The organism is Acinetobacter sp. B51(2017) (assembly GCF_003711395.1).
Taxonomy (GTDB): Bacteria; Pseudomonadota; Gammaproteobacteria; order Pseudomonadales; family Moraxellaceae; genus Acinetobacter.
This window is the reverse complement of the sequence record NZ_PJRJ01000013.1, coordinates 1-25718: the sequence shown is the minus strand read 5'-3', so window position 1 is coordinate 25718 and position 25718 is coordinate 1. Positions and strand designations below refer to the sequence as shown.

The following is a 25718-nucleotide window of genomic DNA, read 5'->3' as shown; positions in this document are numbered from 1 at the left end:
AAGAGGGGCAACATCCCCTCTTTTGTAAAGATCATGAGCATTGCCCCACACGGGGAAATTACTTCAGCATTGGCTTTAAGAAACGTCCTGTATGTGAAAGCTCAACTTGAACAATCTCTTCAGGTGTACCTTCGGCAATAATCATACCGCCACCTGAGCCGCCTTCAGGGCCTAAGTCCACAATCCAATCTGCAGTTTTAATCACATCCAAATTATGCTCAATCACCACAATGGTATTACCTTTATTGCGTAGCTCATGCAGAATATCTAAAAGCTTAGCAATATCATGGAAATGTAAACCTGTAGTTGGCTCATCCAGTACATACAAGGTTTTACCTGTATCGCGCTTGGCTAATTCACGCGCCAACTTCACACGCTGTGCTTCACCACCTGACAACGTAGTCGCAGATTGACCCAAACGGATATAGCCTAAACCCACTTGGTTTAGGGTTTCTAAACGACGATGAATCACTGGAATCGCATCAAAGAAATGCATCGCATCTTCAACGGTCATCTCTAAAACATCGGCAATGTTTTTGCCTTTATAACCCACTTCTAAGGTTTCGCGGTTATAGCGTTTGCCATGACAAGCATCGCACGGCACATACATATCCGGTAAGAAATGCATCGCCACTTTAATCATGCCATCGCCTTCACAGGCTTCACAGCGACCGCCTTTGACGTTAAACGAGAAACGACCGGCAGTATAACCACGCGCTTTGGCTTCAGGGGTTTGTGCAAACAATTCACGAATCGGGGTAAACAAGCCTGTATAAGTGGCAGGGTTGGAACGCGGAGTGCGACCAATCGGGCTTTGGTCAATATCCACCACTTTATCTAAGAATTGCAAACCGTCAATCGAATCAAATTTTTCAGCAGTTAAAGTGGTGGCACCGTTTAATTGCGTAGCTGCAAGTGGTAACAAGGTACGGTTAATTAAGGTGGATTTACCTGAACCTGACACACCCGTCACACAAGTCATTACGCCCAAAGGCAAGGTTAAATCCACATTTTTCAGGTTATGACCTGCTGCACCCATCAGCTTAATTTGCTCATTCGGTTTGGGTGGTTGCACACGTACTTTAGGCACGTCAATTTTTAACTTGCCTGATAGATATTGACCTGTGAGTGAGTTTTCATTGGCAGCTAGTTCATCATAGGTGCCTTCGGCAATCACATGACCGCCATGAATCCCAGCTCCAGGCCCAATATCAATAATATGGTCAGCAGCACGAATCGCATCTTCATCATGCTCAACGACTAAAACGGTATTACCCAAATCACGTAAACGCACTAAAGTTTCAAGCAGGCGGTCGTTATCACGTTGATGCAAACCGATCGAAGGTTCATCGAGCACGTACATCACGCCCATTAAGCCGGCACCAATTTGTGACGCTAAACGAATTCGCTGCGCTTCACCGCCCGATAAAGTTTCGGCAGAACGCGATAGACTTAAATAATTTAAACCCACAGACACCAAAAAGTGCAGACGGTCACGAATCTCTTTAAAGATTTTATCGGCAATTTCACCTTTAGCGCCTTGCAGCTCTAAGCCTTGGTAATATTGCTCCGCGTCGCCAATCGACATTTTGGTGATTTCGGCAATGGTCTTGTCTAAAATTTTTACGTGACGTGAAATTTCATTTAGACGTGAACCATCACAGGCATCACAAGCGGTATTGGATAAATATTGTGATAAATCATCACGCACGTAATTACTTTCAGTTTCGCGGTAACGACGTTCTAAATGCGGCAAAATCCCTTCAAACGCCATGACGCGATTATGACGACGACCACGTTCATCAATATAGCTTAAGTCAATTTTGTCACGACCGGTGCCGTATAAGAATTTCTTTTGCGTGTCTTTACTTAGCTCATTCCATGGCGTTTCCATCGAAAAACCATAATGATCCGCGACTTTTTGTAGCATGCTGTAATAGTAAGGACGCTGACGATCCCAACCACGAATCGCACCTTGGCTAATCGAGAGTTCTTGATTATGAATCAGTTTGTCTGCGCTAAAATGATTACGTGTGCCTAAACCATCACAGACAGGGCAGGCACCAAATGGATTGTTAAACGAGAACAGACGTGGCTCAAGTTCTGCCACCGCGCGTTCACATTCAGGGCAAGAGTGTTTCGCTGAAAACACGCGATCCGGATGTTCGCCATTCATCCATGACAAAATGGCAATATCGCCACCTAAACGTAAGGCAGTTTCAAAACTTTCGGCAATACGATTGCCTAAATCATCACGGACTTTAAAACGATCCACCACCACTTCAATGCTGTGTTTTTTCTTTTTGTCCAATTCTGGGATTGGATCTAAATCAACAATTTCACCATCGACACGGGCGCGAACAAAGCCTTGACCTTGCAGTTGTTCAAATAAATTTGAATATTCACCTTTACGCTCACGTACCACAGGTGCAAGTAGCATCAGGGCGGTACCTTCTTCTAGCCCTTTTACTGCATCCACCATTTCCGACACAGTTTGCGCCACCATCGGTAGGTCATGCTCAGGGCAATGCGGTGTGCCGACACGGGCATACAATAAACGTAAATAGTCGTAAATTTCTGTGATTGTTCCTACTGTTGAACGCGGGTTATGGCTCGTGGATTTTTGCTCAATGGCAATTGCAGGACTTAAACCTTCAATCGAATCAACTTCGGGTTTTTCCATTTGCGATAAAAATTGACGCGCATATGCCGAGAGTGATTCGACATAACGACGCTGACCTTCGGCATATAAGGTATCAAAGGCAAGGGATGATTTACCTGAACCCGAAAGCCCCGTAATCACCACAAACTTGTCGCGTGGAATATCAAGGTTCACATTCTTTAAGTTATGGGTACGTGCACCTCGAATACGGATATGACTTTGGCTCATGTAATGATCCTAAACACTAATCTTGAGAGGTGTATATGATAGCGCATGAAAAATGTTCAAGTGGGCTTTGACTACATTTGTACGTCAAATTATGACGGATCGTTTTGTTTGTAGGCAAAATGCTGGGGTTAACTAAAAAGCCTGAGGATAGATCATCAGGCTTGGTCTGCTTGATTTAGATGATTTTTATGTTAGTCGGTTTAGAGTGGCCAAGTGCGCTCATGGTAAGCACTGTCCCAGAATAACCATTCTAATTCTGCACCACGGCGATAAGCTTGATGCATTTTAGCTAAGGTGTCAGCATCACAACGTGCTGCTACACGGTCAATGGTAGCCACCACTTCACGTACTGCACTGTGGAATTCTTCGCCAGCATAGGTATCAATCCATGCTTGATATGGATTATTGGCTACCGATTGCGCCACAATATCACGGCCCACTTCAGCGTAAATCCAAAAACATGGTAACAACGAGGCGAGCACCACAGGATAACTTTCTGACCATGCTGTTGCTGTTAAAAAGCTGGTGTAATGATGGCAAGCTAAGGTCAGTGGGGTTCGCTCAAATTCTGCTTGGCTAATTTGAAATTGACCTAAAAAGCTATCATGCATTTCCCGCTCAAATACAATCGCCAGTTTGGCAGCTTCGGCAAATTGAATTACATCTTGCGTTTCAAAGGCTTTGGCTGCACACACGGCAAGTGCACGTCCATAGGCCACTAAATAATGCGCATCTTGAATAATATAATGCTGGAAAGCACTTTTAGTTAAGGTCCCTTGGCTTAAACTTTGATTAAATGGATGTGCTAAGATTTTTTGATAAAGATCGGCGTGTTGTTGCCACAATTCGGCTGAAAAAAGCATTGTTCAGTCTCATGGATAAAAATGCTTTGACTATAGCAAATAACCCTTAACCCGCCATAGGGTAAAAAATGCCGTGCTTTGAGTAATAAAAGCAGCGGGTATTTTGGCCTTTGGGGGTACAATAGCAGCAAATATAAGCGTCTCTGAGTTGGTGTTTATCAGACGTTTTCTACTCTATTGATATTTTAAGGTCAAATTGTTATGTGGAAACATTTTGGTTTCTCGATCATTTTTACGATCATCTGCCTTGCTTTATCTGCCTATTGGGGCTACACCCATGGGCCAGAAGCGGGCGTCAAAACGATGCTTACTGCATTAACTGTCACTGCAATTTTGGCGGTGATGGAAGTATCATTATCCTTTGATAACGCCGTGGTAAATGCCTCGGTATTACGTGGTTGGGACCATTTTTGGAAAATGTTGTTCTTAACCGTGGGGATTGTAATTGCCGTATTTGGTATGCGTTTGATTTTCCCTGTAGTGATTGTGGCAGTCACGGCGGACATGGGCGCGATGGAAGTCGTAAATTTAGCCCTGAATGATCCAAAGAGCTATTCAGCAAAACTGATGGCACATCATGCTGAAATTGCTGCCTTTGGTGGTGCATTCTTATTGTTAGTGTTCTTAAACTTCTTCTTAGATGAAGAAAAAGACACGCATTGGTTCCGTTTTTTAGAGCGTCGTTTAGCACATTTGGCGAGCGTGCCTGCAATGTCGGTATTTGTGGCTTTAATTGCCTTATTGGTGATGGCAGCAAATATTGCCGAAGAAACCCGTTTAGCGGTGGTGATGGCCGGAATTTGGGGTATCGTGGTGTATATTGGGGTGCAAGTGCTGAGTCATTTATTGGGTGGTGAGCCTGAAATTGACGAAAATGGCAATGCCATTGCACATGATTCAAACGGTGCGCCAACAGGCGTAGTCAAAGCAGGTTTTGGTGGTTTTTTATATTTAGAAGTGCTTGATGCCTCATTTAGTTTTGATGGAGTAATTGGTGCGTTTGCGATTACTTCTGATGTTGTCATCATTATGCTCGGTCTTGCGATTGGGGCGATGTTTGTACGTTCGATGACGATTTATCTAGTCGATAAAGGTACTTTAGATGCATATATTTATTTAGAGCATGGCGCACATTATGCCATTGGTGCTTTAGCTTTCATTATGATTGCCAGCGGCACAGGCTTACACATTCCTGAAGTGATTACAGGCCTGATTGGTGTGGCATTTATTGTTTGGGCAGTGATTGCATCCATCCAATATCGTAAACAACAAGAAAAGTTGAATTCGTAAAACCGATATTCACTATGGCGCATTTCAATGCGCCTTTTTTGTGCCTGAAATAGCAGCTTGATGCTGAATGATGTAGCATATCGCTGACCTTGACATAAAATCCCAAACCCTATGATGAATGCCTTAGAACGCCGCTCAACTTTTGCCTTAAGCAGTATTTTTGCTTTACGCATGTTGGGCTTATTCATGATTATTCCGGTATTTTCAGTGGCGGGGCAGCAGTATGCACATGCCACACCGATGCTGATTGGTTTAGCTGTTGGGGTATATGGCCTGACTCAAGCCCTGTTACAAATTCCCTTTAGCCTGATTGCGGATCGTTATAGCCGTAAACCATTAGTGGTATTGGGTCTGCTCATGTTTGCTTTGGGTGGTGCGGTCGCAGCCATGTCAGAGAGTATTTACGGGGTGATTATTGGTCGTGCTATTGCAGGTGGTGGCGCGGTGTCTGCGGTGGTGATGGCATTACTTGCTGACGTTACCCGTGAAGAACAACGCTCTAAAGCGATGGCGATGATGGGTATGAGTATTGGCTTATCTTTTGTCGTGGCTTTTAGCTTGGGGCCGTGGCTGACCAGCTTAGTGGGAATTTCAGGTTTATTTTGGGTCACGACCATTATGGGTTTAGCTGCAATTGCGATGCTGACCTTAGTGCCAAAAGTGACGCGTCATCATAAAAAATTCCAACAAGGCTATGTTGAACAGCTCAAGCAAGTGCTCAGAATGGGCGATCTAAATCGTTTGCATGTGTCAGTATTTAGCTTGCATTTGCTACTCACCGCGATGTTTATTTATATGCCATCACAGCTGATCAGCATGGCAGATTTGCCGCTATCGAGTCATGGTTTAGTCTACTTGCCACTGTTAGTGTTAAGTCTGTTTTTTGCTTTTCCTAGCATTATCTTGGCAGAAAAATATCGCAAAATGCGCGGGATTTTCTTAACTGCCATTGCTGGCATTATTTTAGGTTTACTGGTGCTGATTTTTGGCTTTGAATCCAAATATATTTTGTTATTGGGCTTAGGATTATTCTTTATTGCCTTTAATGTCATGGAAGCGTTATTACCATCTTGGCTGTCTAAATCTGCACCGATTCAGTCTAAGGCAACCGCGATGGGCGTGAATGCCTCTAGCCAATTCTTGGGCGCATTTTTTGGTGGTTTGTTGGGTGGGCAATTGTTGTTACTCAACAACACAGCGCTAGGTTGGAGCATTTTAAGCGGCATTGCTATACTTTGGTTGCTGATCAGCTTTGGTTTAAAACAACCACGTTATTTGTCTTCAATGGTATTTCGTTTACCTGAGCAACATAATACTCAAGACTGGACGGCAGAATTATTGGCAATTCGTGGTATCGAAGAAGTGCTGATTATGCCAGAGCAAAACGTGGCTTATGTGAAGGTTGAAAAACAGCTGATCGATGATGCAGCGCGACAACAATTAACGCACTTGTTAGGGAAAGATATAGCCATTTAGGCTGAAGTCTTATAAAGTAAAACTAGCAAAAAACAGTATATTAGGTATAAAGCTCATGCGTGGTGTAAATAAAGTTATTTTAGTGGGTACGTTGGGTAAAGATCCGGAAACTAAACAGTTTCCAAACGGCGGCTCAATTACTCAATTTTCTATCGCAACTAGCGAATCTTGGGTAGACAAAGCGACAGGTGAACGTAAAGAACAAACCGAATGGCACCGTATTGTATTAAATAACCGTTTAGGTGAAATTGCGCAGCAATATTTACGTAAAGGTTCAAAAGTTTACATTGAAGGTTCTTTACGTACCCGTAAATGGACAGATCAAAACGGTCAAGAGCGTTACAGTACAGAAATCCGTGGTGACCAAATGCAAATGCTTGATTCGCGTGGTCAAAATGATGGCGCGCAAGACGGTGGTTTTGCTCAGCCACGTTTTAACAATAACCAAGCTAACCAAGGCGGTTATAACAACAACCAAGGTGGTTATGGCAATGCTAATCAAGGTGGCTATAACAATAATAACCAAGGCGGTTTTAATAACAACCAAGCAGGTTATGGCAACAATAATCCAGGTGGTTTTGCACCACAAGCTGCACCTAAAGCGCCTGCGTCTCAGCCACCAGCGGATATGGATGACGACTTACCATTTTAACTCCAAACGCAAAGGGCTCATCTTTGGATGAGCTTTTTTATAAACTCTTAAATCTAATAATCCGATCATTTTTATAAAAACAAACTGTTTTACCTATTTTTAAATCCGACGTATTCTAGCTTCACAGATAAGCAATCTCCGAAATTAAACTAAAGGAACATCTCATGAGTTTGATCAATACTGAAGTTAAACCGTTTAACGCAACAGCTTACCAAAACGGTCAATTCATTGAAGTGTCTGAAGCAGACATGAAAGGCAAATGGTCTGTGGTTTTCTTCTATCCAGCTGACTTTACTTTCGTTTGCCCAACTGAGCTTGGCGATCTTGCAGATAACTATGCCGAATTCCAAAAATTAGGTGTGGAAATCTATGGTGTATCTACAGATACCCACTTCACGCACAAAGCTTGGCACGATACTTCTGACGTGATTGGTAAAATCCAATACCCATTAATTGGTGACCCAACTTGGACTTTAGCTAAAAACTTTGACGTTTTAATTGAATCTGAAGGTTTAGCTGACCGTGGTACTTTTGTGATTGACCCAGAAGGCAAAATCCAAATCGTGGAAATCAATGCAGGCGGTATTGGTCGTGACGCGCAAGAGCTTCTTCGTAAAGTTAAAGCGGCTCAGTATGTACATGCACATCCAGGTGAAGTGTGCCCAGCAAAATGGAAAGAAGGCGAAGCAACCCTTGCACCTTCAATTGACTTAGTCGGTAAAATCTAAGTCAAGATAGAGGAAATAAAAAGCCAAAACCCAAAGCATATTGCTTTGGGTTTTTTATGCTTGGTAGCCAGGTAATTGTTTTAGATGGCGTAAGCCATCAATTAAAAAATCGATTAATAAGCGCATACTTAAACGTTGACCTTTACGTGAGGCATAGACCAGTTGCACGGTGCCTACATTAGAGCACCATTCGGGTAATAGATGAATTAAACGTCCTGCAGCAATATCTTGTTCCACGGCTAAATAAGGCAAATCAGCAATCCCTAAAGCATCTAAAGTGGCGTAATATACTCCAGCCAAATCATTGCTTTTAATTCTTGGGTGTAAGGGTATAACAAAGCTTTCTGGGGTATGAATATGCTGCAGATGCCAACTGTAGTGACTTTGTTGGGTGCCTAATACAATACTGGGAAAATGCTGTAGGTCTGCAAAATTTGTAATGCTTTGTCCTTTGAGTAAATGAGGACTGGCAACCAGACAATGTTGAGTTTTAATTACATCACGCACAATTAAACTTGAATCTTCATTGCTTTGAAAATTAGTACGAATCGCAAGATCGATATCATCATGAATGAGATCAACACGGCGACTGGTAAGTTCGAGTTCGATCTGTACCTTAGAATATTGTTTTAAAAAATCATTGAGTAAATGGCGAATCTGAAACTGCATCATCATGTTTGGGCAGCTAATTTTAATTAAGCCTTCAGGTTCACTATGTTGTTTCAGTAGGACGTTATCGGCACATTGCGTTTGAGCCACTAACTTGGCGCATTCTTCAAAAAAATCTTGCCCTAAGGGCGTCACTTTAAAGTGGCGCGTTGAACGTTGAATAAGACTGACATTATGTTGTTGTTCTAAAGCCAAGATCCGACGGCTGAGTTTAGACTTGGTGATCAAGCTCGCTTCACTGGCTGCACTAAAACCACCATGCTTGACCACCAAATAAAAATAGTAATAGTCATCTAAGCTATGCATGTTTTTGGCTGCTCTGAGTTAAACAAACGAAGAGTATAGCAGCCTCAAGCTGAGGGAAAGCTTGAGGCTAAATTGAATTATTTATCTTGATTAAAATAGCTATAGCTATTCATTAGGTTGCGGTAGTCTGGAATATGTTGAGAGAACAGTGCACCTAAGCCTTCGACATCATTACGCCAATCGCGGTGTAATTCACACGCCATACCAAACCAAGTCATGAGCTGTGCACCAGATTGGCTCATGCGTTGCCAAGCAGAGTCACGGGTTAAATGGTTAAAAGTGCCAGAAGCATCGGTCACCACAAATACATCATAATCTTCTGCTAAAGCTGAAAGTGTTGGGAATGCCACACATACTTCAGTCACCACACCAGCAATAATAATTTGTTTTTTACCTGTGGCTTTGACTGCATCAACAAAATCTTGATTATCCCAGGCGTTAATTTGACCCGGACGGGCAATATATGGTGCATCTGGGAACATTTCTTTAAGTTCAGGAACTAATGGACCATTTGGACCTTGTTCAAAGCTGGTGGTTAAAATGGTGGGTAAATTAAAATATTTTGCAGCTGCAGCAAGTGCTAACACATTATTTTTAAATTTATCAGGATCAATATCGCGCACTAAAGATAATAGACCAGTTTGATGATCGACCAAAAGTACAACCGCATTATCTTTATCTAAACGTACATAAGGCTTAGCCATGATGAAATTCCTCATTGTTGTGAGCAGCATCGCGCTGCAGTTGTAATGACTTTAAAATCTAAACAGAAAAAGCAGAAGACATAAAAATGTGATAGTTATTTTCAAAATTAGGATAATTAAAAACCCTACCCAGTACAGTCATTTATTGTATTAAAAATATGACGCAGTATCTCAGTTGTGGCTCTAGCTGAGTAGAGCACAGACTTTTAACATAGGCTGATTCATAGATTGGGAGTAGAACATGAAAAAAGTCATTGGGGTGTATCGTAATCAGCAGACCCATTGGGTGGGTGATGGCTTTTTAGTAAAAAGCTTGTTCTCCTATGATCGTTTAGGTCAAGCCATTAGCCCATTTTTATTACTCGATTATGCTGCGCCACATAGCTTTATTCCGACCCAAAAACAGCGTGGTGTAGGTTCACATCCGCATCGTGGTTTTGAAACGGTGACTTTGGCTTATCAAGGTGAAGTCAGTCATCAAGACTCCAGTGGTGGTGGAGGGACGATTCATGCAGGTGATGTACAGTGGATGACCGCGGGTGCTGGTATCGTGCATGAAGAATTTCATAGCCCGGCATTTGCTGCACAGGGCGGTATCTTTGAAATGGTACAACTTTGGATTAACTTACCTGCCAAAGACAAAATGACTCCAGCACACTATCAGGCATTAAAAGCTGAAAATATTCCAATGATTAGGTTTGCCAATCAAACGGGACATTTACGTGTGATTGCAGGGCACTATGCACAGCAACATGGCCCAGCCAGTACTTTTAGCCCAGTTAATGTATGGGACGGTGCATTGAAACAAAATGCGAGTTACACCTTACATGTACCGCGTGAGCATACGACGCTGTTGTTGGTATTGCAGGGCGAGCTTGTCATTAATGGCACACAACAGGTACAAGATAGCTCAGTGGTGATGTTTGCCCGTGATGCAGATCCTCAAATTGAGCTGTTTGCCAATATAGATACGTGCTTTGTGATATTAACGGGTGAACCACTGCATGAACCTATTCAAGGATATGGGCCTTTTGTCATGAATACTAAGCAAGAAATTGTGCAGGCATTCAATGATTTTAACCAAGGTAAATTTGGTTAACTCAAGGTTGCCGAAAAAATCAGTTAATCTTTAGCATGCAAAAAAAGAATAGACTCCGCGATTAAGCGGAGTCTATTGTTACGCTGTAAACATGTAAAAAATTAAATATTATTATTAAATTATGTGACTTAAATCATCATTTAAAGCACGGTGCATCATACCTATTTTTTACCATGTTGTAAAATTCATACTTTGATTTCATAGAAATTTTAACTTAAATATTGTTATGTAGTCATAAATAAAGCCTTGCTGAGTTCAGCGAACAAGCATACTAAAGCACAGCACAACCTGTTAATAATCATTTGAATGATCTCTTAGCTTGACGTTCACAAAAAAACTGAATATGGCATTTTTTAATAGCCAGTTTTGCTAAAGCTTGGTTCATAATTTTGAAATGTGTTTTTTGACGGACGGATAATAATTTGGATATTGCAATTATTGGTAGTGGCATGGCTGGCCTTGCTACCGCAAGAATTCTTAAAGATGCAGGACATAACATAACAATTTTTGAAGCACTGCCAGGCCGCGGTATGGACAGCCATAGTACCGAGTTTGAAGGTGGTTTAATTGATGCACCTTTACGTGTCATGAATCCTCACTTATGGAAAAACACCTTAAGTTTGGCCACTTATTTAGGCATTAGCACTTTCCCAGTACGTACCTATATGGCATGTAGCTGGTTATTTGAAGATCGTACCGAAACATGGCTCACCACCACGCGCACCAAAATTGGTAACTTCCCGATTATTAATAACCGTAAAGGCATTCAGCAATACGGTTGGCGTTTAGTTAAAGGCATGTTGCAGTTAAAAACCGCTTTGGCACAGTTCTTTAAGTCAGATCATCAAGACATCACTTTAGCTGAATTTATTAATCAGCATGATATTGAAGAAGTGTTTTGGCATGGTGCAGTGATGCCTGTGCTATATACCATCTGTACCTGTAATCCAAAAACCATTGGTGATTGGCCAGCAAAACCATTACTGACTTTCTTACGTCAATTGACTGATGGCGATGCGTTACTGCGTATTCAAGGTGGCACACCGGCTTTAGTCAATAAATTGATTGAAGGCGTGACCATTAAGAGTGGCTCACCGATTACTTATGTATCCGAGCAAGGTGAACAAGTTGTGGTGAAAAATGCCGATGGTGAGCTTGAGTATTTTGACCGTGTGGTTGTAGCGACGCCAACCACCAAGATCGAAGATTTCTTAGACAATGAGCAATTTAAAGATGACATTGAGTTGTTGAAGAAATTTAAATTTGAACAAGGTGATTTAGTCATTCATACCGATAACACGGTAATGCCACCTAAACGTAAAGATTGGGCTGTGCTCAGTTATATGATGGATCGTAAATTTACCCGTCAACAATTTACCGTTTGGCTGAATGCGGTAGAACCAAGTTTAGTGGGTAAAAATCCAGTCTTCCAAACTTGGCGTCCGGTGACTGAAATTGATCCGAAGAAAATCATTTCGCGTGTGACCTTAACTCGCGCTGTGGTGGACTCGGACACAGTTGAGTTAAACAAACAAATTCAAGCAAGTCATCGTAGTCCAGATCGTAAAGTATTTTACTGCGGTTCATGGTCATGCGATGGTTTACCAATTTTAGAATCTGCGGTGACATCAGCGATGCACATTGCAGAAATCTTTGGTGCGCCATTGCCGTTTGTTGGCTTAAAGCCTAAAGTTGAGGTTGCTCCACAACTCGGCTACTAAAGCATGTTCCAAGCGCTACACGCACAACTGTTACAACATAAATATGCCATTAATACGGCAATGTTAGGTGATGAAAATGCGTTAGCTTGGAGTAATTTAGGCCTTTGGCAAGCAGGCGATGGTTATCGTACTGCTTGTCAGGCATTGGCCATGCAACTGGCCCATGCCATCAATTTAAATTCAAACGACATTTTGCTCGATTTAGCTTGTGGACAAGGTGCAAGCCTAAGCCTTTGGTATCATTATTATAAAATTCAAAATATTAGTGCAGTTGAGTTACAGGCTCAGCATGTGCAGCATATTCAAACTCATGCTACATTTTTAAATTCAATTCTTTGTGATTCTTTTTTAAATTTAAACTCAAACAGCTTTAGTCAAAAATTTACTGCAGTGGTGTGTATTGATGCGGCTTATCACGTCAATTTAAATTCATTTCTTACTGCGGTGCAGCAGGTGTTGCAGCCTCAAGGACGCTTGGCTTTTCATACGTTGGTGCTGAGTGATCATTTTTTAAATTTAAACGCGTGGCAGCAAAAAAAATATGCCTATTTGCTTAAAGCCGCAGATGTAAATTTAAAAGATTTAATGACTCAAAATGAACTGCACAGCACCATCATGCAGCATGATTTTCAGCAGGTGAGAGTAACCGATTTAAGCGCGCAAGTATTGGCAGGCTTTGCTGATTTTGTCGCAGCAAGCAATTTAAATTTAGTCGGTTTAGATGGTTTGAAAATTAAGATGGCCGCTAGGCTGTGCCAAAAGTTATGGCAAGACGGCTTAGTGCGCTATGTGGCTGTAGCAGCTTTTTAAAGCGTTAAAAACAACAAAGCCTCACTAAAAAGCGAGGCTGAGTATAAGATGGTGCCGGCACACGGATTCGAACTGTGGACCTACTGATTACAAGTCAGTTGCTCTACCAACTGAGCTATGCCGGCATCTTGGAATCGCATTATAGAGAGTTTTTAAAACTGTGCAAGCCAAAAAATAAACAATCAAATCAGATATTAAAAAAAACTCAGCTTAAATGGTATTTAAGCTGAGTTTTGTGGGTCTTTTAAGCATTAATAGGATTTTTTACGTAAGATTTGGTCAAGGTCGTGGGCACATTCTTCGAGGGTTAACGCCATATCAATTTGCATTTGTGGTTTAAGCTCATTGGCCAGTTTTCTCCATTGTTCGATGAGGCGTAGCGCTTTTTGTACTTTATGTTTGTTTACGTCTTTAGCAATGGTTGGGGTATAGCCGCCACGTTTGGCATTTTTTATTTGTTTTGCATAGTTTGCGCTGGTATTCATTGCAGCTCCTATAACATTTGTTTTTGTATGCTGGGTTAACCCAAGTAGATTGTGGTTTAGGATTGTTGCAGTGATATGAATTTATAGACCTTTTTTCTCCTTAAACATTTTATTGTTTTTAAGATTTACTATGCAGAGTTTGTGCCAAATGATGATTTTGAGCTTTGATAAGATCAATGAGCTTAAGCGACATGTTGTGACGTGATGGGCTGTTTAAAATAATTTAGAGTGTACATAATTTATCAAACTTAAATACTTCATTACATAATTCAATCGAGTCACTATGAAAAAAGAAAACGCGCAAAAAATGCAATTTGGTCACTTTAATGAGTTTCCTGTGGGTACTATTTTCAAGGGTAGAATGCTTTTAAAACATCTCGGCTTACATTTTCATATTCAAAATGGAATTAGTTATACCGTAGATGATGCAGCAGATGCGATTGTATTATCTGGTGGCTATATTGATGATGAAGATCGAGGTGATAGCATTGTATATACAGGTATGGGAGGGCGCAGTACAGACGGTCGTTGCCAGATTCAAGATCAAACTTTTACTAAAGGCAATCGAGCTTTGCTCCTTAATCATGAACAGAATATCCCTGTACGTGTATTTAGTCATGTAGAGGGAATCAGTAGTGATTACTTATACCGTGGTCTCTACGAGGTGAATCGCTGTTGGTTAATGCCAGGTCAAGACGGTTTTAATATATGTAGATATCAACTTAATAAGATAGATGAGTTGGCTTTTGTCCATCCTGATCACACTCATCTAGCTGAAAAGAATATAGAGCATGAAGGAATAGTACTTCCTACCAAAAGAAAAACTACAACTCATTCATTTATTGTGCGTGATATTAAGCAAACGAGAAAAGTGAAAAATTTATATCAGTATGCTTGCCAAATATGTGGAGTTCACATTGAAAACTTTAGAGGAAAAAAGCATGCAGATGGTGCGCATATTCGAGGCTTAGGTACACCACATCATGGCCCAGACGTATCTAGCAATATTCTTTGTCTTTGTCCTAATCATCATAAAATGTTCGATTTTGGTTCCATCGTTGTAAGAGATGATTTAAAAGTAATAGATTTACTTTCCGGTCAAGAAACAGATGACTACCTATACATCAAAGATGATCATCGATTAGATCGAGAGCAACTTCAGTATCATTACGATTTCTTTACATCATCAAAAAATACTTACTTGGATGAAATTGCATAAAGCATAAAAAAATCCCCAAACCTTACGATTTGGGGATTTTAGAATTTTGGCGGTGAGAGAGGGATTCGAACCCTCGATACGCTATAAACGTATACACACTTTCCAGGCGTGCTCCTTCAGCCACTCGGACACCTCACCATGCGCGGTGGATAATAACTAAAAAGCAGCACGCTGCCAAGACAATAACAATTGATTTAGAGAAAAACTTTAGTGGCAGTGCTATGATTCGCAAAAATAGTCTGCAAAACGAAGACATAATATGCAAAGTACTGCAAAAAAAGCCGCGTTGCCTGTCATTACCTTGGCTGCACTTGGCGTAGTATTTGGAGACATTGGTACCAGTCCACTGTATGCGCTCAGACAATGCTTCCAAACCGCACATTTAGCCATTACCGAGGCCAGTGTTCTAGGGATCTTATCGCTGATTTTTTGGTGCATCATGCTCACCATCAGCTTTAAATACATCACCATTATTATGCGTGCGGATAACAATGGCGAGGGCGGTATTATGTCGCTATTGGCACTGATCCTACGTGCCACCAAAATCGGTGAAAAAAAGCGACTATATATTATTGCTTTAGGCTTTATCGGTGCGTCCTTATTCTTTGGTGATGGCATCATCACACCCGCCATTTCGGTGCTGTCCGCAATTGAAGGCTTAAGTATTGCTACACCTATGTTTAATGATTGGTTAGAACCTTTAGCGATAGGGATTTTGGCAGGACTGTTTTTTGTACAGCGTCATGGTACAGCTACTATGGGCAAATTCTTTGGTCCATTAACCTTGCTGTGGTTTAGTTCAATTGGCGCAGCGGGCTTATGGAGTATTCTGCAAACGCCCCAAGTGCTGCATATGATCAATCCTTATTGGGCTTATCATTTTGTTGCAGATCAGCCGTATTTAGCCTTTTTAACCATGGGCGCGGTGATTCTTACCATGACTGGTGGTGAGGCGATTTATGCCGATATGGGGCATTTTGGTCGCCTACCGATTCGTTTGGCGTGGTTTATTGTGGTGTTGCCATGTTTACTTTTGAATTATGCTGGACAAGGCGCATTGTTATTACGTGATGCAAGCGCGATTGCCAATCCGTTTTATATGCTGGTGCCTGAATGGGCGCTGTATCCAATGATTGGTCTCGCTACAGCCGCAGCGGTCATTGCCTCACAAGCGGTGATTACTGGGGTTTTCTCTATGACCAATCAGGCGATTCAGTTACGTTATTTACCGCGTCTGACGGTACATCACACGTCTGATGTCGAGCAAGGGCAGATCTATTTGCCGTTTATTAACTGGGTGTTGTTTATCTCGGTGGTGATTTTGATCTTACTATTTGAAAATAGTGCGAATTTAGCCAGTGCTTATGGTGTGGCAGTCACCATGACCATGCTATGCGGCACAATATTAATTAGTGTATTGGCTTATAGTTATTGGAAATGGCCACTGTGGAAAGTGATTGTTTTTGCCACGCCGTTTTTATTGCTCGACTTTGTATTTGTGGCCTCTACCTCAGTTAAAATTATCTCAGGTGGCTGGGTGCCTATTTTAATTGGTGCAGTGGCTTATACTTTGCTGATGACGTGGAAAGATGGGCGCGAGATTGTCCTTAAACGGCTCTCTAGTGATGCGCTACCCATGTCTTTATTTATTAAAAGTATTGGCTATAGCAACGAAACCCAATTTGTACCGGGCACAGCAGTCTTTTTAACGGGTACACCTGATTTAGTGCCACACGCCATGTTGCATAATATTAAGCACAATAAAGTGCTGCATGAAATGAATATTATGGTCACAGTCATTACCCAAGATATCCCTTATGTTGATGATAACGCGCGTTTTATGACTGAAAAAATGAGCGAGCGTTTTTATCGGGTTAGCTTGTATTATGGTTTTAAAGATCAACCCAATATTCCAAATGCGCTGCAACAGGCTTTAGCTCAGGTAAATTTAGAATATGATTTGATGCAAATTAGCTTCTTTATCTCGCGTGATCGTTTGATTCATAGTGTGGGAGATGGTTTAGCGCCGTGGCGAGAAAAATTATTTATTTCCATGCAGCGTAATACCAGTCCAGTGAGTGATTTTTATAAAATCCCACCTAACCGCGTGGTGGAGTTAGGTAGTCAAATCGAAATTTAAACCGCAGTTTAACCATAAAAAATCAGTGTCTTGGCACTGATTTTTTTGCTGTACTTGCGCTAGGGGGCTTGTTAAGCTAGCTTTCGCTGTAACTCACTCCGACGATTTTTGCTGTGCCTGCACCTCCGCGTTCCAAATATTTTTGGCTTAAAATCATTCTTGCTATGATTGCCAGTTTAAGCTTTGCCATTGTGATAGGTGAAGATCGTTTGAGTACATGGTGGCAACAACGCAATTTGTGTCAAAGCAGTGTCTATGTGCAGCAAACGCCATTTTTTTACCGTGACGAGATTTACACCGAAAGTTATCGTGTTTGCGCAAAACATCTAACCTTGCTGTATTCAGGGATTACAAAAACGCCGTTATGGGTGAGTCAATATTTTGCCGCCACAGCAGCAGTGCCTGAAGTGCCAGCAAAGCCCAATATTGCGCCCAATCATGTAGCGCACTTATCGGCTGCGCAACGTCAAGAGCAGCATTATCAAAGTTTACTGGCTTTGCCAAAGCAGGATCAGCATCTAGAAACCCTGCTCCGTGTCCCTTTTGCCTCAGAACGGCAAGCCCAACAATGGCAGGCGATAGACCAAAGCTTAAAGTACTTAAGCCGTGCTTATCATCAGGATATTTATGTGGTGACAGGTAGCAATTACCATGCTGCAGATATCAAGCAAATAGCAGGGCACATTTGGCAGCCAGTCGGCGTGTATAAAGCGGTTTATATCCCTGAAACAGGAGTGATGGGTGCTTACTATTTGGCGCAACAGCCCAATAGTCAAATTGAATATTTAAGTATTTGTGCCTTAGAACAAAAACTGAATATGCAGCTGTTTCCGAGTCTAAGCAGCGAACAAAAACGCGATGTTTATCAGTTGCCTTTAACCCCAAAATCTGACTTTGATTGGCAATATGCTTATTGGGACAGCAAAAGTCAATGTGAAGTAGACCGCTTAAAAAAAGCCGCGCAACAAGCGCCTGAGCAAGCTATTTTTGTCGCAACGCCGTGGTTAGAGCGTGTCGAAACTGCACTGTTAAGTCTGGTATTTGAAGGTTTACATTGGTTGCTGACTCAGCTTCAATAAGATAGCTTTTAGCCTATGTTGCGCCTATACTGCTTGCTCTTTTCTGATCTGAAATTGATGTTTAACATGAAAAAGTTTAGTCCTCTTTCTGGTATGTTATTTTTAGCTGTAGCGGGGGCGACTGCTACATCAACGGCTTTAGCAGCAACTAGCCAACCTAAAGCTTGTTTAGATCAGTTTTATCAAAATACTGCGCCTGAATTACAACGCGAAAGCTTAAAAAAAGATACCACAGCACTATGTTTAAATGGCTTTAACGCCATGCATTCAGGCGTTTCAAAAACCTCATTTTGGGTGGCAGAGTATTTAACGCCCGAACGTTTAAGTGTAAAAATTAAACGTGAAGATAGCTTTCACGAAGAAGATTTAGTTAAAGGCGCGCGTGCCACTTTAAAAGACTACCGTGGTTCGGGTTATGACCGTGGTCATATGGCACCCAATGCCGATATGCCAACCAAAGCTGCGCAACATGACAGTTTCTCTTTAGCCAATATGGTGCCGCAAACCCCACAAAATAACCAACAGGTGTGGCGTGAGCTAGAAGAAGGTGTGCGTGCGGTGGTTACTAAGCAAAAACAAGATGTTTACGTGGTCACTGGCCCTGAATATTCAGGTAAAAATATTAAGCGTTTAGGTGATGGTTTACTTGTGCCAACAGCCACCTATAAAGCCATCTATGCACCTCAAACTGGGGTGATTGGCGCATATTATGTGAGCAATGATATGAATGTGGCCAAGCCAAAAGTTGAGCTGATGAGTATTTGTGCTTTAGAGCAAAAAATTGGCATTAACTTATTTCCAAAATTAAGCGATGCAGAAAAACGAAAAGTGTATGACTTACCGTTAAATGCCTCTGCGGTAAAAGCTAATCAAACGATTGGTTTAAAAAGCACAGATCAAAAGAGTAATTGTGCCGCGCCTGTATCAACGCAGCAAATCAATGCCACCAAAAAACTGTTTAAACCTAGTGCCAGCTATGAAGGCACCATGGAAGAAGTTTTAGCAAAAAAGCCACAACAGGACGTGAGTACACCTGAGCCACAAGCCAAAGCGGATACAAGTTCGACAGAAAGTTCAGGCATTTTAAAAATTATCTTGGAGATCGTGCAATTTATCGTGCAGTTACTCAAATAAATGAGTAAGGTAGAATAAATTTCGCCAATAACCAACAATAAGAGCTGCGTTATGTTTAAAGCATTTCATCAAGGTACAGAGTCAGATGCCATTTATGATTTGACCTTAGAAAACGATGTTGATCGGGTCAGTATTTATGGTAATTTACAGATTCATAAGGATCAACAAGGTTTAGCAGCAGCCAAAAAACTGCAAGCTTTACTTAATGATATTGTGACACAATTAGAAGCTGAAACGGATTTACCAGAAAAGCTGAACCGCCCAGATAGCGACGAAGTCGAGAATCCATTTTTATAAAAAAAGCCCAGTTGTACTGGGCTTTTTTATTGCGAGATGCTTAGAGTTTAGCAGGTTTAGCCACCACTTTATAAATGAGCGCTCCGAATATGCCGCCAATGATTGGTGCAAGCCAAAATAACCATAACTGACTCAATGCTGCAGTTTCGGCAAAAAAGGCCACGCCTGTACTACGTGCAGGGTTCACTGAGGTATTGGTGACAGGAATAGAAATTAAATGAATTAATGTTAAGGCCAAACCAATTGCAATTGGGGCAAAGCCTGCTGGTGCACGCTTATCGGTTGAGCCTAAAATCACAATTAAAAAGATTGCAGTTAGGACAATCTCAATCAGTAACGCAGATAGCATGGAGTATTTACCGGGTGATAACTCAGCAAAGCCGTTGCTGGCAAAGCCACCTGCACTAAAACCTGCTTGACCTGAGGCAATCACAAATAAAATCCATGCAGCAACTACAGCACCTATGACTTGGGCAATGATATAAGGCAGTAGCTCTTTGGCTTCAAAGCGTCCACCTATCCATAAACCGACCGAAACAGCAGGGTTAAAATGCCCGCCTGAGATATGCCCTAAGGCATAAGCACCTGTGAGTACAGTCAAACCAAAGGCTAGCGATACACCGACAAAGCCAATACCGAGTTCAGGAAAAGCTGCGGCCAGTACAGCACTGCCACAACCGCCAAAGACTAACCAAAAAGTACCAATAAATTCAGCAAGATATTTATTCATGCCTTTACTCCATAGTGATTTTTTATTGTATGTATCTTGTTGTTATCCTTGTAATCTAAAACGCAAAACAGGCAAGTGCAAAATAAAACAGATTAATGGTCAACCCATTTTTTAAATATAAAAAAAAGAGCACCTTAAGTGCTCTTATTTTTAAGCTATGTTTAGAGGCGCATTTCAATACCTTGCGCAGCTAAATATTGTTTTGCTTCTGGAATAGTATGCTGACCAAAATGGAAGATGGAAGCCGCAAGTACTGCATCTGCACCACCTTGGATAATGCCATCGGCTAAATGTTGTAAGTTACCTACACCACCTGATGCAATCGTTGGAATGCTCACGCGGTTGTTAATTTCACGCATTAAGGCGAGGTCATAACCAGCTTTGGTCCCGTCGGCATCCATTGAAGTAATGAGCAGTTCACCTGCGCCAAAATCAGCCATTTTGACCGCCCAATCAATGGCATCAATGCCAGTTTCTTTACGACCACCGTGGGTAAAGATTTCCCATTTATTGTCGCCAGTTTTTTTGGCATCAATGGCAACAACAATACACTGTGCGCCAAATCGTTGCGATGCTTCTTGTACAAATTCAGGGTTATAAATTGCTGCTGAGTTAATGCTGACTTTATCGGCACCTGCATTGAGCAATAAACGGATATCTTCAACTTTACGCACACCACCGCCAACAGTCAGTGGAACAAATACGCTCTCTGCCATACGTTCAACGGTACGATAGGTGGTATCACGACCATTGGAGGTAGCTGTAATGTCAAGGAAGGTAATTTCATCAGCACCTTGTTCGTTATAACGACGGGCAACTTCTACAGGATCGCCTGCATCACGAATGTCTAGGAACTGTACACCCTTCACAACACGACCGTTATCTACGTCTAGGCAGGGAATAATACGTTTAGCAAGCATAATTTTTTCCAATAATTACAGCCAATTATAAAACTAACCCGCCTAAGAGCTACACCTTGGCAGATTGACACGCTATTCTAGCAAACTTGAGTAAAATTTATCGCAGGTTTTGTATGTCGGTCTATACCACTTTGACTTTAAAGGAAGTTCAGGATTTTGCAGCGCCGTATGGCTTAGAGGTGGTCGACCTGATTCCCATTCAAGGCGGTATTCAAAATACCAATTATTTTTTAGTCTGCCAGGATGGCAATCAGTTTGTGTTAACACTGTTTGAAGAATTAGATGCCCAAGCCGCTGGGGAGCTTGTGCCGGTACTTGAGCACTTAGGTCAGCATGGGGTGGCTGTACCTGTACCATTAAATGTCAATGGCGCGGCAATTTTAACGCTAAAAGGCAAACCAGCCCAAATTGCACCACGTATGCGAGGTGAGCATCCAATGCCATCAACGCTGGGTCAAGTACGTGAAATTGCCATCGCTCAGGCAAAAATGCATGTGGCATTAACAGATTTTCCTTTGCAGCGTTCAGAAGTACGTGATCATGCCTACTGGATGAATGTAGCACAGCAGCTCAAACCAAGCTTAAGTCAGCCTGATCAAGTGCTATTAAATGAACTATTAGGCTTATTTGATGCATTAACAGCCATGTACCCAAACCGTCCTAAAGGCTTGATTCACTCAGACTTGTTCCGTGATAACACTTTATTTACGGGTGATGAATTGGCAGGCATCTTAGATTTTTATGAAATGAATCAAGATGAATTATTGCTCGATATTGCGATTACTTTAAATGACTTCTGTACCGAGTATCCTGAAGTTCATTTAAATGAAGACAAAGCACTTGCCTATTTAGAAGCTTATGAAACAGTACGTAAATTGACAGATGATGAGCGTGCATGTTTAGAGATCTATCTTGCGATGGCAGCAGGACGTTTTTGGATGATGCGTTTACGCGTTGCAGCTAAAAATGCCGAAATGGGCTTAACTGGCGCTGATATTTTGCAAAAAAATCCCGATGAAATGCGAAATATGCTGATTGATCGCTTAAAATTTGTGACTGCATAACTTTAATTTGGGGTAACAATGCGCGATCAAGGGCGATTAGTCGAATGGTTTGATGAAAAAGGCTATGGTTTTATCCAACCGACCGACAGTGAAAAAGATCGGGTATTCTTACACATTAAAGATTTTGCTCGGCCCGGCCCACGTCCAGTCGTGGGCTGCGCTTTGGAATATGTGCCTTTAATCGATGGCAAAGGACGTATGCGTGCTCAACAAGTCACGTATTTAAAAGCCGCACAAGTGAAAAAAAGCACGGCTAAAGTGACGCAAAAGCCACAAGCCAAGCAGCATCCATTGAATATGCTGAGTATTATTTATATCTTGTTGCTTGCAGGATTGGTAATTTTTGGCTTGCTGCCAAGCTTATCTCTGTTGATTATCAGCCTGATGAATGTTCTGAGTTATTGGTTATATGTTCAAGATAAACAAGCTGCCCAACAAGGTGAGCGCCGTGTTGCAGAAAACAATCTGCATATTTTGGCATTTTTAGGCGGTTGGCCTGCGGCGCATTTAGCCCAGCAAAGGCTACGTCATAAAACACAAAAACAACCCTTTAGAAATATCTATTTTGCGATGATTGGGTTAAATATAGCTTTGATTGTTTTATTTATTTCGCCATTTAATCCCTTGTTATAGTGGATGATTGAGGTCTGACGATGAATTATTCTATAGATAAAGATCCAAATCGTACCTTAACCTTTGTGTTATATGTTTTATATATCGTGGCAATTTTTAGCGCAGGGATTTTAGCGCTCGTCGCATTACTCATTAATTACTTAAAATTAGACGCAGTCAAAGGCTCAATTTTTGAAAGCCATTTTCGCTTTCAAATTCGTACCTTTTGGTGGTATTTGATTTGGACGGTATTGGCTTTTGTACCGTTTATCTTTGTCTTCTTTACGGGTCAAGATCCTGCACTTTTTGCGGGTGTGACTTTAGGGGCGAGTGCTTTTTGTGTTGCCGTGTTGGCCTTATCGTGGTTATGGATCGTGTATCGTGCCATTAAAGGTATCATGCGTTTAAATGATAATTTAGCCATTTAAAAAATCCCCTCATGTTGAGGGGATTCTTTTAGCTTTGGCTGTGTTGTCTCTTTTGTAAAAATTTAGGTCGCCATTCACTGGCAATCACGCCAAGCACCACCAATAATCCACCTAGCAAGGCTAAAGCAGGCAAGCGTTCACCGGCAAGGCGTCCAAAAAGACTGGCCCAAATTGGTTCACCCGCATAGATAATCGCAGCTTGCGATGGATCGACCATTTCTTGTGCCCAGTTCATCACCAATTGAATACAGGCACTGGCAATCCCAAGCCCCACTAAGATCATCACTAAATGTGGATGAAAGTCGGGAAGCTGTGTTTCACCTACCATGGGTGCAAACATAAAACAAAACACTGAGGCAAAGATCAGTTGCAGCACGGTGACACGACGGGTATTTACTCTAGGTGCGAAATAACTAATAAAGATAATTTCCAGCGCAATAGCAATAGAGCCTAATAGGGTCAGGACTTGACCAGAGCTTAGTTGGATTGCACCAAAGCCATTGCCTGTTAAAAACACTAATCCTAAAAAGGCCAAGCCTGCACCAAGCCAAGTCATGACATATGGTTTTTTACGGAACAGTAACCACAATAAAATGGGTACCAGTGGCACATACAGCGCGGTTAAAAATGCCGATTCACTGCTACTAATCGTTTGTAAGCCTACCGTTTGTGTGCCATAGCCAAGTGTAATGGTTAAGCCAATCACAGCGCCTGCAAAAACTTCAAAAGTAGTCATGCCTTTGAGGTGTTTCCATGAAATTAATGTGACTGCAATGGCAGCCGCCATAAAGCGCAATGCAACAAAAAGTACAGGACTGGAAAAACTCAGACCATATTTCACCACCACAAAGGTCGTGCCCCAAATGATGGTAATTAAAATGAGTGACAGTTGCGGAAGTTTAGCTTTCCACATGGGAAGTTTAGTTGCTTGCATGGACATGGCAGAGAGATCAAAATTAAAAATACACAAAACAAAAAGAGGTCCGAAGACCTCTTTAAAAAGCAAAATCAGTAATTTAGATTAAGCATCAAGTACAGCTTGTGCTTCGCGAAGGTTTAAAGTGCCTTCATAGATTGCACGACCTGTAATCGCACCTAAAATACCAGGCTGACTTTTTAAGCCGTGAACGTCATCAATATTGGTTACGCCACCAGAAGCAATCACAGGTAGACCTGAGTAAGTCGCAAGATTGACAGTTTGTTCGATGTTGACACCTTGCATCATACCGTCACGCGCAATGTCAGTATAGACAATACTAGATACACCCGCATCAGCAAAACGTTTTGCCAGCTCAGTCGCTTTAACGTCAGTCACATTGGCCCAACCATCGGTTGCTACCATACCGTTCATGGCATCAATACCAACAATGATGTGACCTGCAAATTGTTTGCATGCTTGTTCAACAAATTCAGGCTCTTTCACTGCTTTAGTACCAATAATCACATAAGATACGCCTGCATCTAAGTAGTGTTCAATGGTTTCAAGTGAGCGAATACCGCCACCAATTTGAATAGGTAAATTTGGCTGTGCTTTAGCAATCGCTTCAACCACAGGTTTATGGATTGGCGTACCTGCGAAAGCACCATTTAAATCTACTAAATGTAAACGACGTGCGCCTTCATTTACCCAATGCTGTGCAGTTGCAACTGGGTCATCAGAAAATACGGTATCGTCTTCCATACGACCTTGTTTTAAACGTACGCATTTGCCGTCTTTAAGGTCAATTGCAGGAATGATTAGCATGCTTTCGCTCCTAGCCTAATCGTATTAAATAGAGTGTTTGGCATCTTAACAAACAAATGCGTAATGTCTAAATAAAAAACTGTAAAAAGCATGTATTTAAATGCTTTAAGTATAGGGTTTTTTGCTGCTCTCTAAGCTGGCCAATAAATCGCTGACTTCTGGAAAATGCTCCGCCTCGGCTGCATAAACATGCAGTAAATTTTCTGCTGCAATTAAATTTTGGGTCAGCTCACTGGCATCGGGTTGTGGTAATTCTTGTGTATTGACCTCAATCACAGGCGTTTTCTTATGTGATGCCACTACCAAAACACGATGAAGATTAGGCTCACGGTTGTTCACTTTAGGTTTAGGTGCTTTTAAATGGATGACTTTGTGACGCTGACGGGGTTTGGCTTTTGTGTGACTGTCTGGCACACGAAACTGGCAAGAGAGTTTAGTTTGATAGGGATTTTGTAGGGCATGCTGTGACCCACCATAAAAGGGACGATACATAGTGCCTCCTTAATTTTATTATTGTGTGTATATATTCTTAATTAACCCGAATCATGGATAAGAAATTCAGTTGAAAAAAAAGATGACTGAGTTGATAAGTGAGTTACGACACAAACCATTCAACCAGCCATCCTATGTTCGAGTTTACAACTTTATTCTGCACGAT

At 41.7% G+C, this 25718-nt stretch carries 25 protein-coding genes and 2 tRNA genes; 15 read left to right on the top strand and 12 right to left on the bottom strand.

Annotated elements, in window-relative coordinates:
• Positions 1-58: 58 nt before the first annotated feature.
• Together uvrA and tenA are read right to left on the bottom strand one after the other, a co-directional pair.
• Complete coding sequence (uvrA, locus tag CYK47_RS07955; protein WP_122900569.1) at positions 59-2890, bottom strand: excinuclease ABC subunit UvrA; 2832 nt, start codon at positions 2888-2890, stop codon at positions 59-61.
• 200 nt (positions 2891-3090) lie between these two features.
• Positions 3091-3753, bottom strand: a complete 663-nt coding sequence (tenA, locus tag CYK47_RS07950; protein ID WP_122900568.1) for a thiaminase II — start codon at positions 3751-3753, stop codon at positions 3091-3093.
• Between the two features lie 201 nt (positions 3754-3954).
• Between tenA and CYK47_RS07945 the strand changes: the two genes are divergently transcribed.
• The 4 genes from CYK47_RS07945 (at position 3955) to ahpC (ending at position 7899) form a co-directional block, all read left to right on the top strand.
• Entirely contained in the window at positions 3955-5043 is a 1089-nt protein-coding gene (locus tag CYK47_RS07945) for a DUF475 domain-containing protein (protein ID WP_122900566.1), read from the top strand.
• Positions 5044-5154: 111 nt separating this feature from the next.
• Entirely contained in the window at positions 5155-6519 is a 1365-nt protein-coding gene (locus CYK47_RS07940; protein ID WP_122900564.1) for an MFS transporter, read from the top strand.
• 55 nt (positions 6520-6574) lie between these two features.
• Complete coding sequence (gene ssb / locus CYK47_RS07935; protein ID WP_122900562.1) at positions 6575-7171, top strand: single-stranded DNA-binding protein; 597 nt, start codon at positions 6575-6577, stop codon at positions 7169-7171.
• A gap of 164 nt (positions 7172-7335) precedes the next feature.
• Positions 7336-7899, top strand: a complete 564-nt coding sequence (ahpC, locus tag CYK47_RS07930; RefSeq protein WP_122900560.1) for an alkyl hydroperoxide reductase subunit C — start codon at positions 7336-7338, stop codon at positions 7897-7899.
• A 54-nt stretch (positions 7900-7953) separates the two neighbouring features.
• Here ahpC and CYK47_RS07925 read toward each other — a convergent pair whose 3' ends face one another.
• Together CYK47_RS07925 and ycaC are read right to left on the bottom strand one after the other, a co-directional pair.
• On the bottom strand, positions 7954-8874 hold the full coding sequence (locus tag CYK47_RS07925; RefSeq protein ID WP_122900558.1) for a LysR substrate-binding domain-containing protein: 921 nt from the start codon (positions 8872-8874) through the stop codon (positions 7954-7956).
• Positions 8875-8951: 77 nt separating this feature from the next.
• Positions 8952-9578: an isochorismate family cysteine hydrolase YcaC gene (ycaC, locus tag CYK47_RS07920; RefSeq protein WP_122900556.1), complete on the bottom strand. Its 627-nt coding sequence runs from the start codon at positions 9576-9578 to the stop codon at positions 8952-8954.
• Between the two features lie 241 nt (positions 9579-9819).
• On the opposite strand from ycaC, the gene CYK47_RS07915 reads away from it, so the two are divergent.
• The 3 genes from CYK47_RS07915 (at position 9820) to CYK47_RS07905 (ending at position 13208) form a co-directional block, all read left to right on the top strand.
• Positions 9820-10677: a pirin family protein gene (locus tag CYK47_RS07915; RefSeq protein ID WP_122900554.1), complete on the top strand. Its 858-nt coding sequence runs from the start codon at positions 9820-9822 to the stop codon at positions 10675-10677.
• Between the two features lie 422 nt (positions 10678-11099).
• Positions 11100-12398, top strand: a complete 1299-nt coding sequence (locus CYK47_RS07910; RefSeq protein WP_122900553.1) for an FAD-dependent oxidoreductase — start codon at positions 11100-11102, stop codon at positions 12396-12398.
• 3 nt (positions 12399-12401) lie between these two features.
• Positions 12402-13208 carry an SAM-dependent methyltransferase gene (locus CYK47_RS07905; RefSeq protein WP_122900551.1) on the top strand — a complete coding sequence of 269 codons (807 nt, stop codon included), beginning with the start codon at positions 12402-12404 and terminating at the stop codon, positions 13206-13208.
• Between the two features lie 49 nt (positions 13209-13257).
• Here the strand turns inward: CYK47_RS07905 and CYK47_RS07900 are convergent.
• Both CYK47_RS07900 and CYK47_RS07895 read right to left on the bottom strand, forming a co-directional pair.
• Positions 13258-13333, bottom strand: a tRNA-Thr gene (locus tag CYK47_RS07900).
• 126 nt (positions 13334-13459) lie between these two features.
• Positions 13460-13693, bottom strand: coding sequence for a hypothetical protein (locus CYK47_RS07895; protein WP_122900549.1), 234 nt, complete (start codon positions 13691-13693; stop codon positions 13460-13462).
• A 283-nt stretch (positions 13694-13976) separates the two neighbouring features.
• On the opposite strand from CYK47_RS07895, the gene CYK47_RS07890 reads away from it, so the two are divergent.
• Positions 13977-14912 (top strand): YDG/SRA domain-containing protein, encoded by a 936-nt coding sequence (locus CYK47_RS07890; RefSeq protein ID WP_122900547.1) that lies wholly within the window; start codon positions 13977-13979, stop codon positions 14910-14912.
• A gap of 47 nt (positions 14913-14959) precedes the next feature.
• Here the strand turns inward: CYK47_RS07890 and CYK47_RS07885 are convergent.
• Positions 14960-15050, bottom strand: a tRNA-Ser gene (locus CYK47_RS07885).
• A 121-nt stretch (positions 15051-15171) separates the two neighbouring features.
• Here CYK47_RS07885 and CYK47_RS07880 point away from each other — a divergent pair.
• The 4 genes from CYK47_RS07880 (at position 15172) to CYK47_RS07865 (ending at position 19562) form a co-directional block, all read left to right on the top strand.
• On the top strand, positions 15172-17052 hold the full coding sequence (locus CYK47_RS07880; RefSeq protein ID WP_122900545.1) for a potassium transporter Kup: 1881 nt from the start codon (positions 15172-15174) through the stop codon (positions 17050-17052).
• Positions 17053-17165: 113 nt separating this feature from the next.
• Positions 17166-18131 (top strand): DNA/RNA non-specific endonuclease, encoded by a 966-nt coding sequence (locus tag CYK47_RS07875; RefSeq protein ID WP_164709166.1) that lies wholly within the window; start codon positions 17166-17168, stop codon positions 18129-18131.
• A gap of 93 nt (positions 18132-18224) precedes the next feature.
• On the top strand, positions 18225-19265 hold the full coding sequence (locus tag CYK47_RS07870; RefSeq protein WP_252150265.1) for a DNA/RNA non-specific endonuclease: 1041 nt from the start codon (positions 18225-18227) through the stop codon (positions 19263-19265).
• 51 nt (positions 19266-19316) lie between these two features.
• On the top strand, positions 19317-19562 hold the full coding sequence (locus tag CYK47_RS07865) for a hypothetical protein (RefSeq protein WP_122900539.1): 246 nt from the start codon (positions 19317-19319) through the stop codon (positions 19560-19562).
• A 40-nt stretch (positions 19563-19602) separates the two neighbouring features.
• Here the strand turns inward: CYK47_RS07865 and aqpZ are convergent, their stop codons facing one another.
• Both aqpZ and hisF read right to left on the bottom strand, forming a co-directional pair.
• The gene (aqpZ, locus tag CYK47_RS07860; RefSeq protein WP_122900537.1) at positions 19603-20292 is read right to left on the bottom strand and encodes an aquaporin Z; all 690 of its coding nucleotides are present in this window, start codon (positions 20290-20292) and stop codon (positions 19603-19605) included.
• A 161-nt stretch (positions 20293-20453) separates the two neighbouring features.
• Positions 20454-21212, bottom strand: coding sequence for an imidazole glycerol phosphate synthase subunit HisF (gene hisF, locus CYK47_RS07855; protein WP_122900535.1), 759 nt, complete (start codon positions 21210-21212; stop codon positions 20454-20456).
• Between the two features lie 113 nt (positions 21213-21325).
• Between hisF and CYK47_RS07850 the strand changes: the two genes are divergently transcribed.
• From CYK47_RS07850 to CYK47_RS07840, 3 genes are read left to right on the top strand one after another with little or no spacing between them, the layout of a single operon-like run.
• On the top strand, positions 21326-22276 hold the full coding sequence (locus CYK47_RS07850) for a homoserine kinase (protein WP_122900533.1): 951 nt from the start codon (positions 21326-21328) through the stop codon (positions 22274-22276).
• A gap of 18 nt (positions 22277-22294) precedes the next feature.
• Complete coding sequence (locus CYK47_RS07845; RefSeq protein WP_122900532.1) at positions 22295-22909, top strand: DUF1294 domain-containing protein; 615 nt, start codon at positions 22295-22297, stop codon at positions 22907-22909.
• 20 nt (positions 22910-22929) lie between these two features.
• A complete protein-coding gene (locus CYK47_RS07840) occupies positions 22930-23316 on the top strand; it encodes a DUF4870 family protein (protein WP_122900530.1) in 387 nt (128 codons plus the stop codon).
• A 28-nt stretch (positions 23317-23344) separates the two neighbouring features.
• Here CYK47_RS07840 and CYK47_RS07835 read toward each other — a convergent pair whose 3' ends face one another.
• From CYK47_RS07835 to CYK47_RS07825, 3 genes are all read right to left on the bottom strand, one after another.
• A complete protein-coding gene (locus tag CYK47_RS07835) occupies positions 23345-24256 on the bottom strand; it encodes a DMT family transporter (RefSeq protein ID WP_122900528.1) in 912 nt (303 codons plus the stop codon).
• 81 nt (positions 24257-24337) lie between these two features.
• Positions 24338-25060 (bottom strand): 1-(5-phosphoribosyl)-5-[(5-phosphoribosylamino)methylideneamino]imidazole-4-carboxamide isomerase, encoded by a 723-nt coding sequence (gene hisA / locus CYK47_RS07830; RefSeq protein ID WP_122900526.1) that lies wholly within the window; start codon positions 25058-25060, stop codon positions 24338-24340.
• A 105-nt stretch (positions 25061-25165) separates the two neighbouring features.
• Entirely contained in the window at positions 25166-25552 is a 387-nt protein-coding gene (locus CYK47_RS07825) for a hypothetical protein (RefSeq protein WP_122900524.1), read from the bottom strand.
• Positions 25553-25718: the final 166 nt, after the last annotated feature.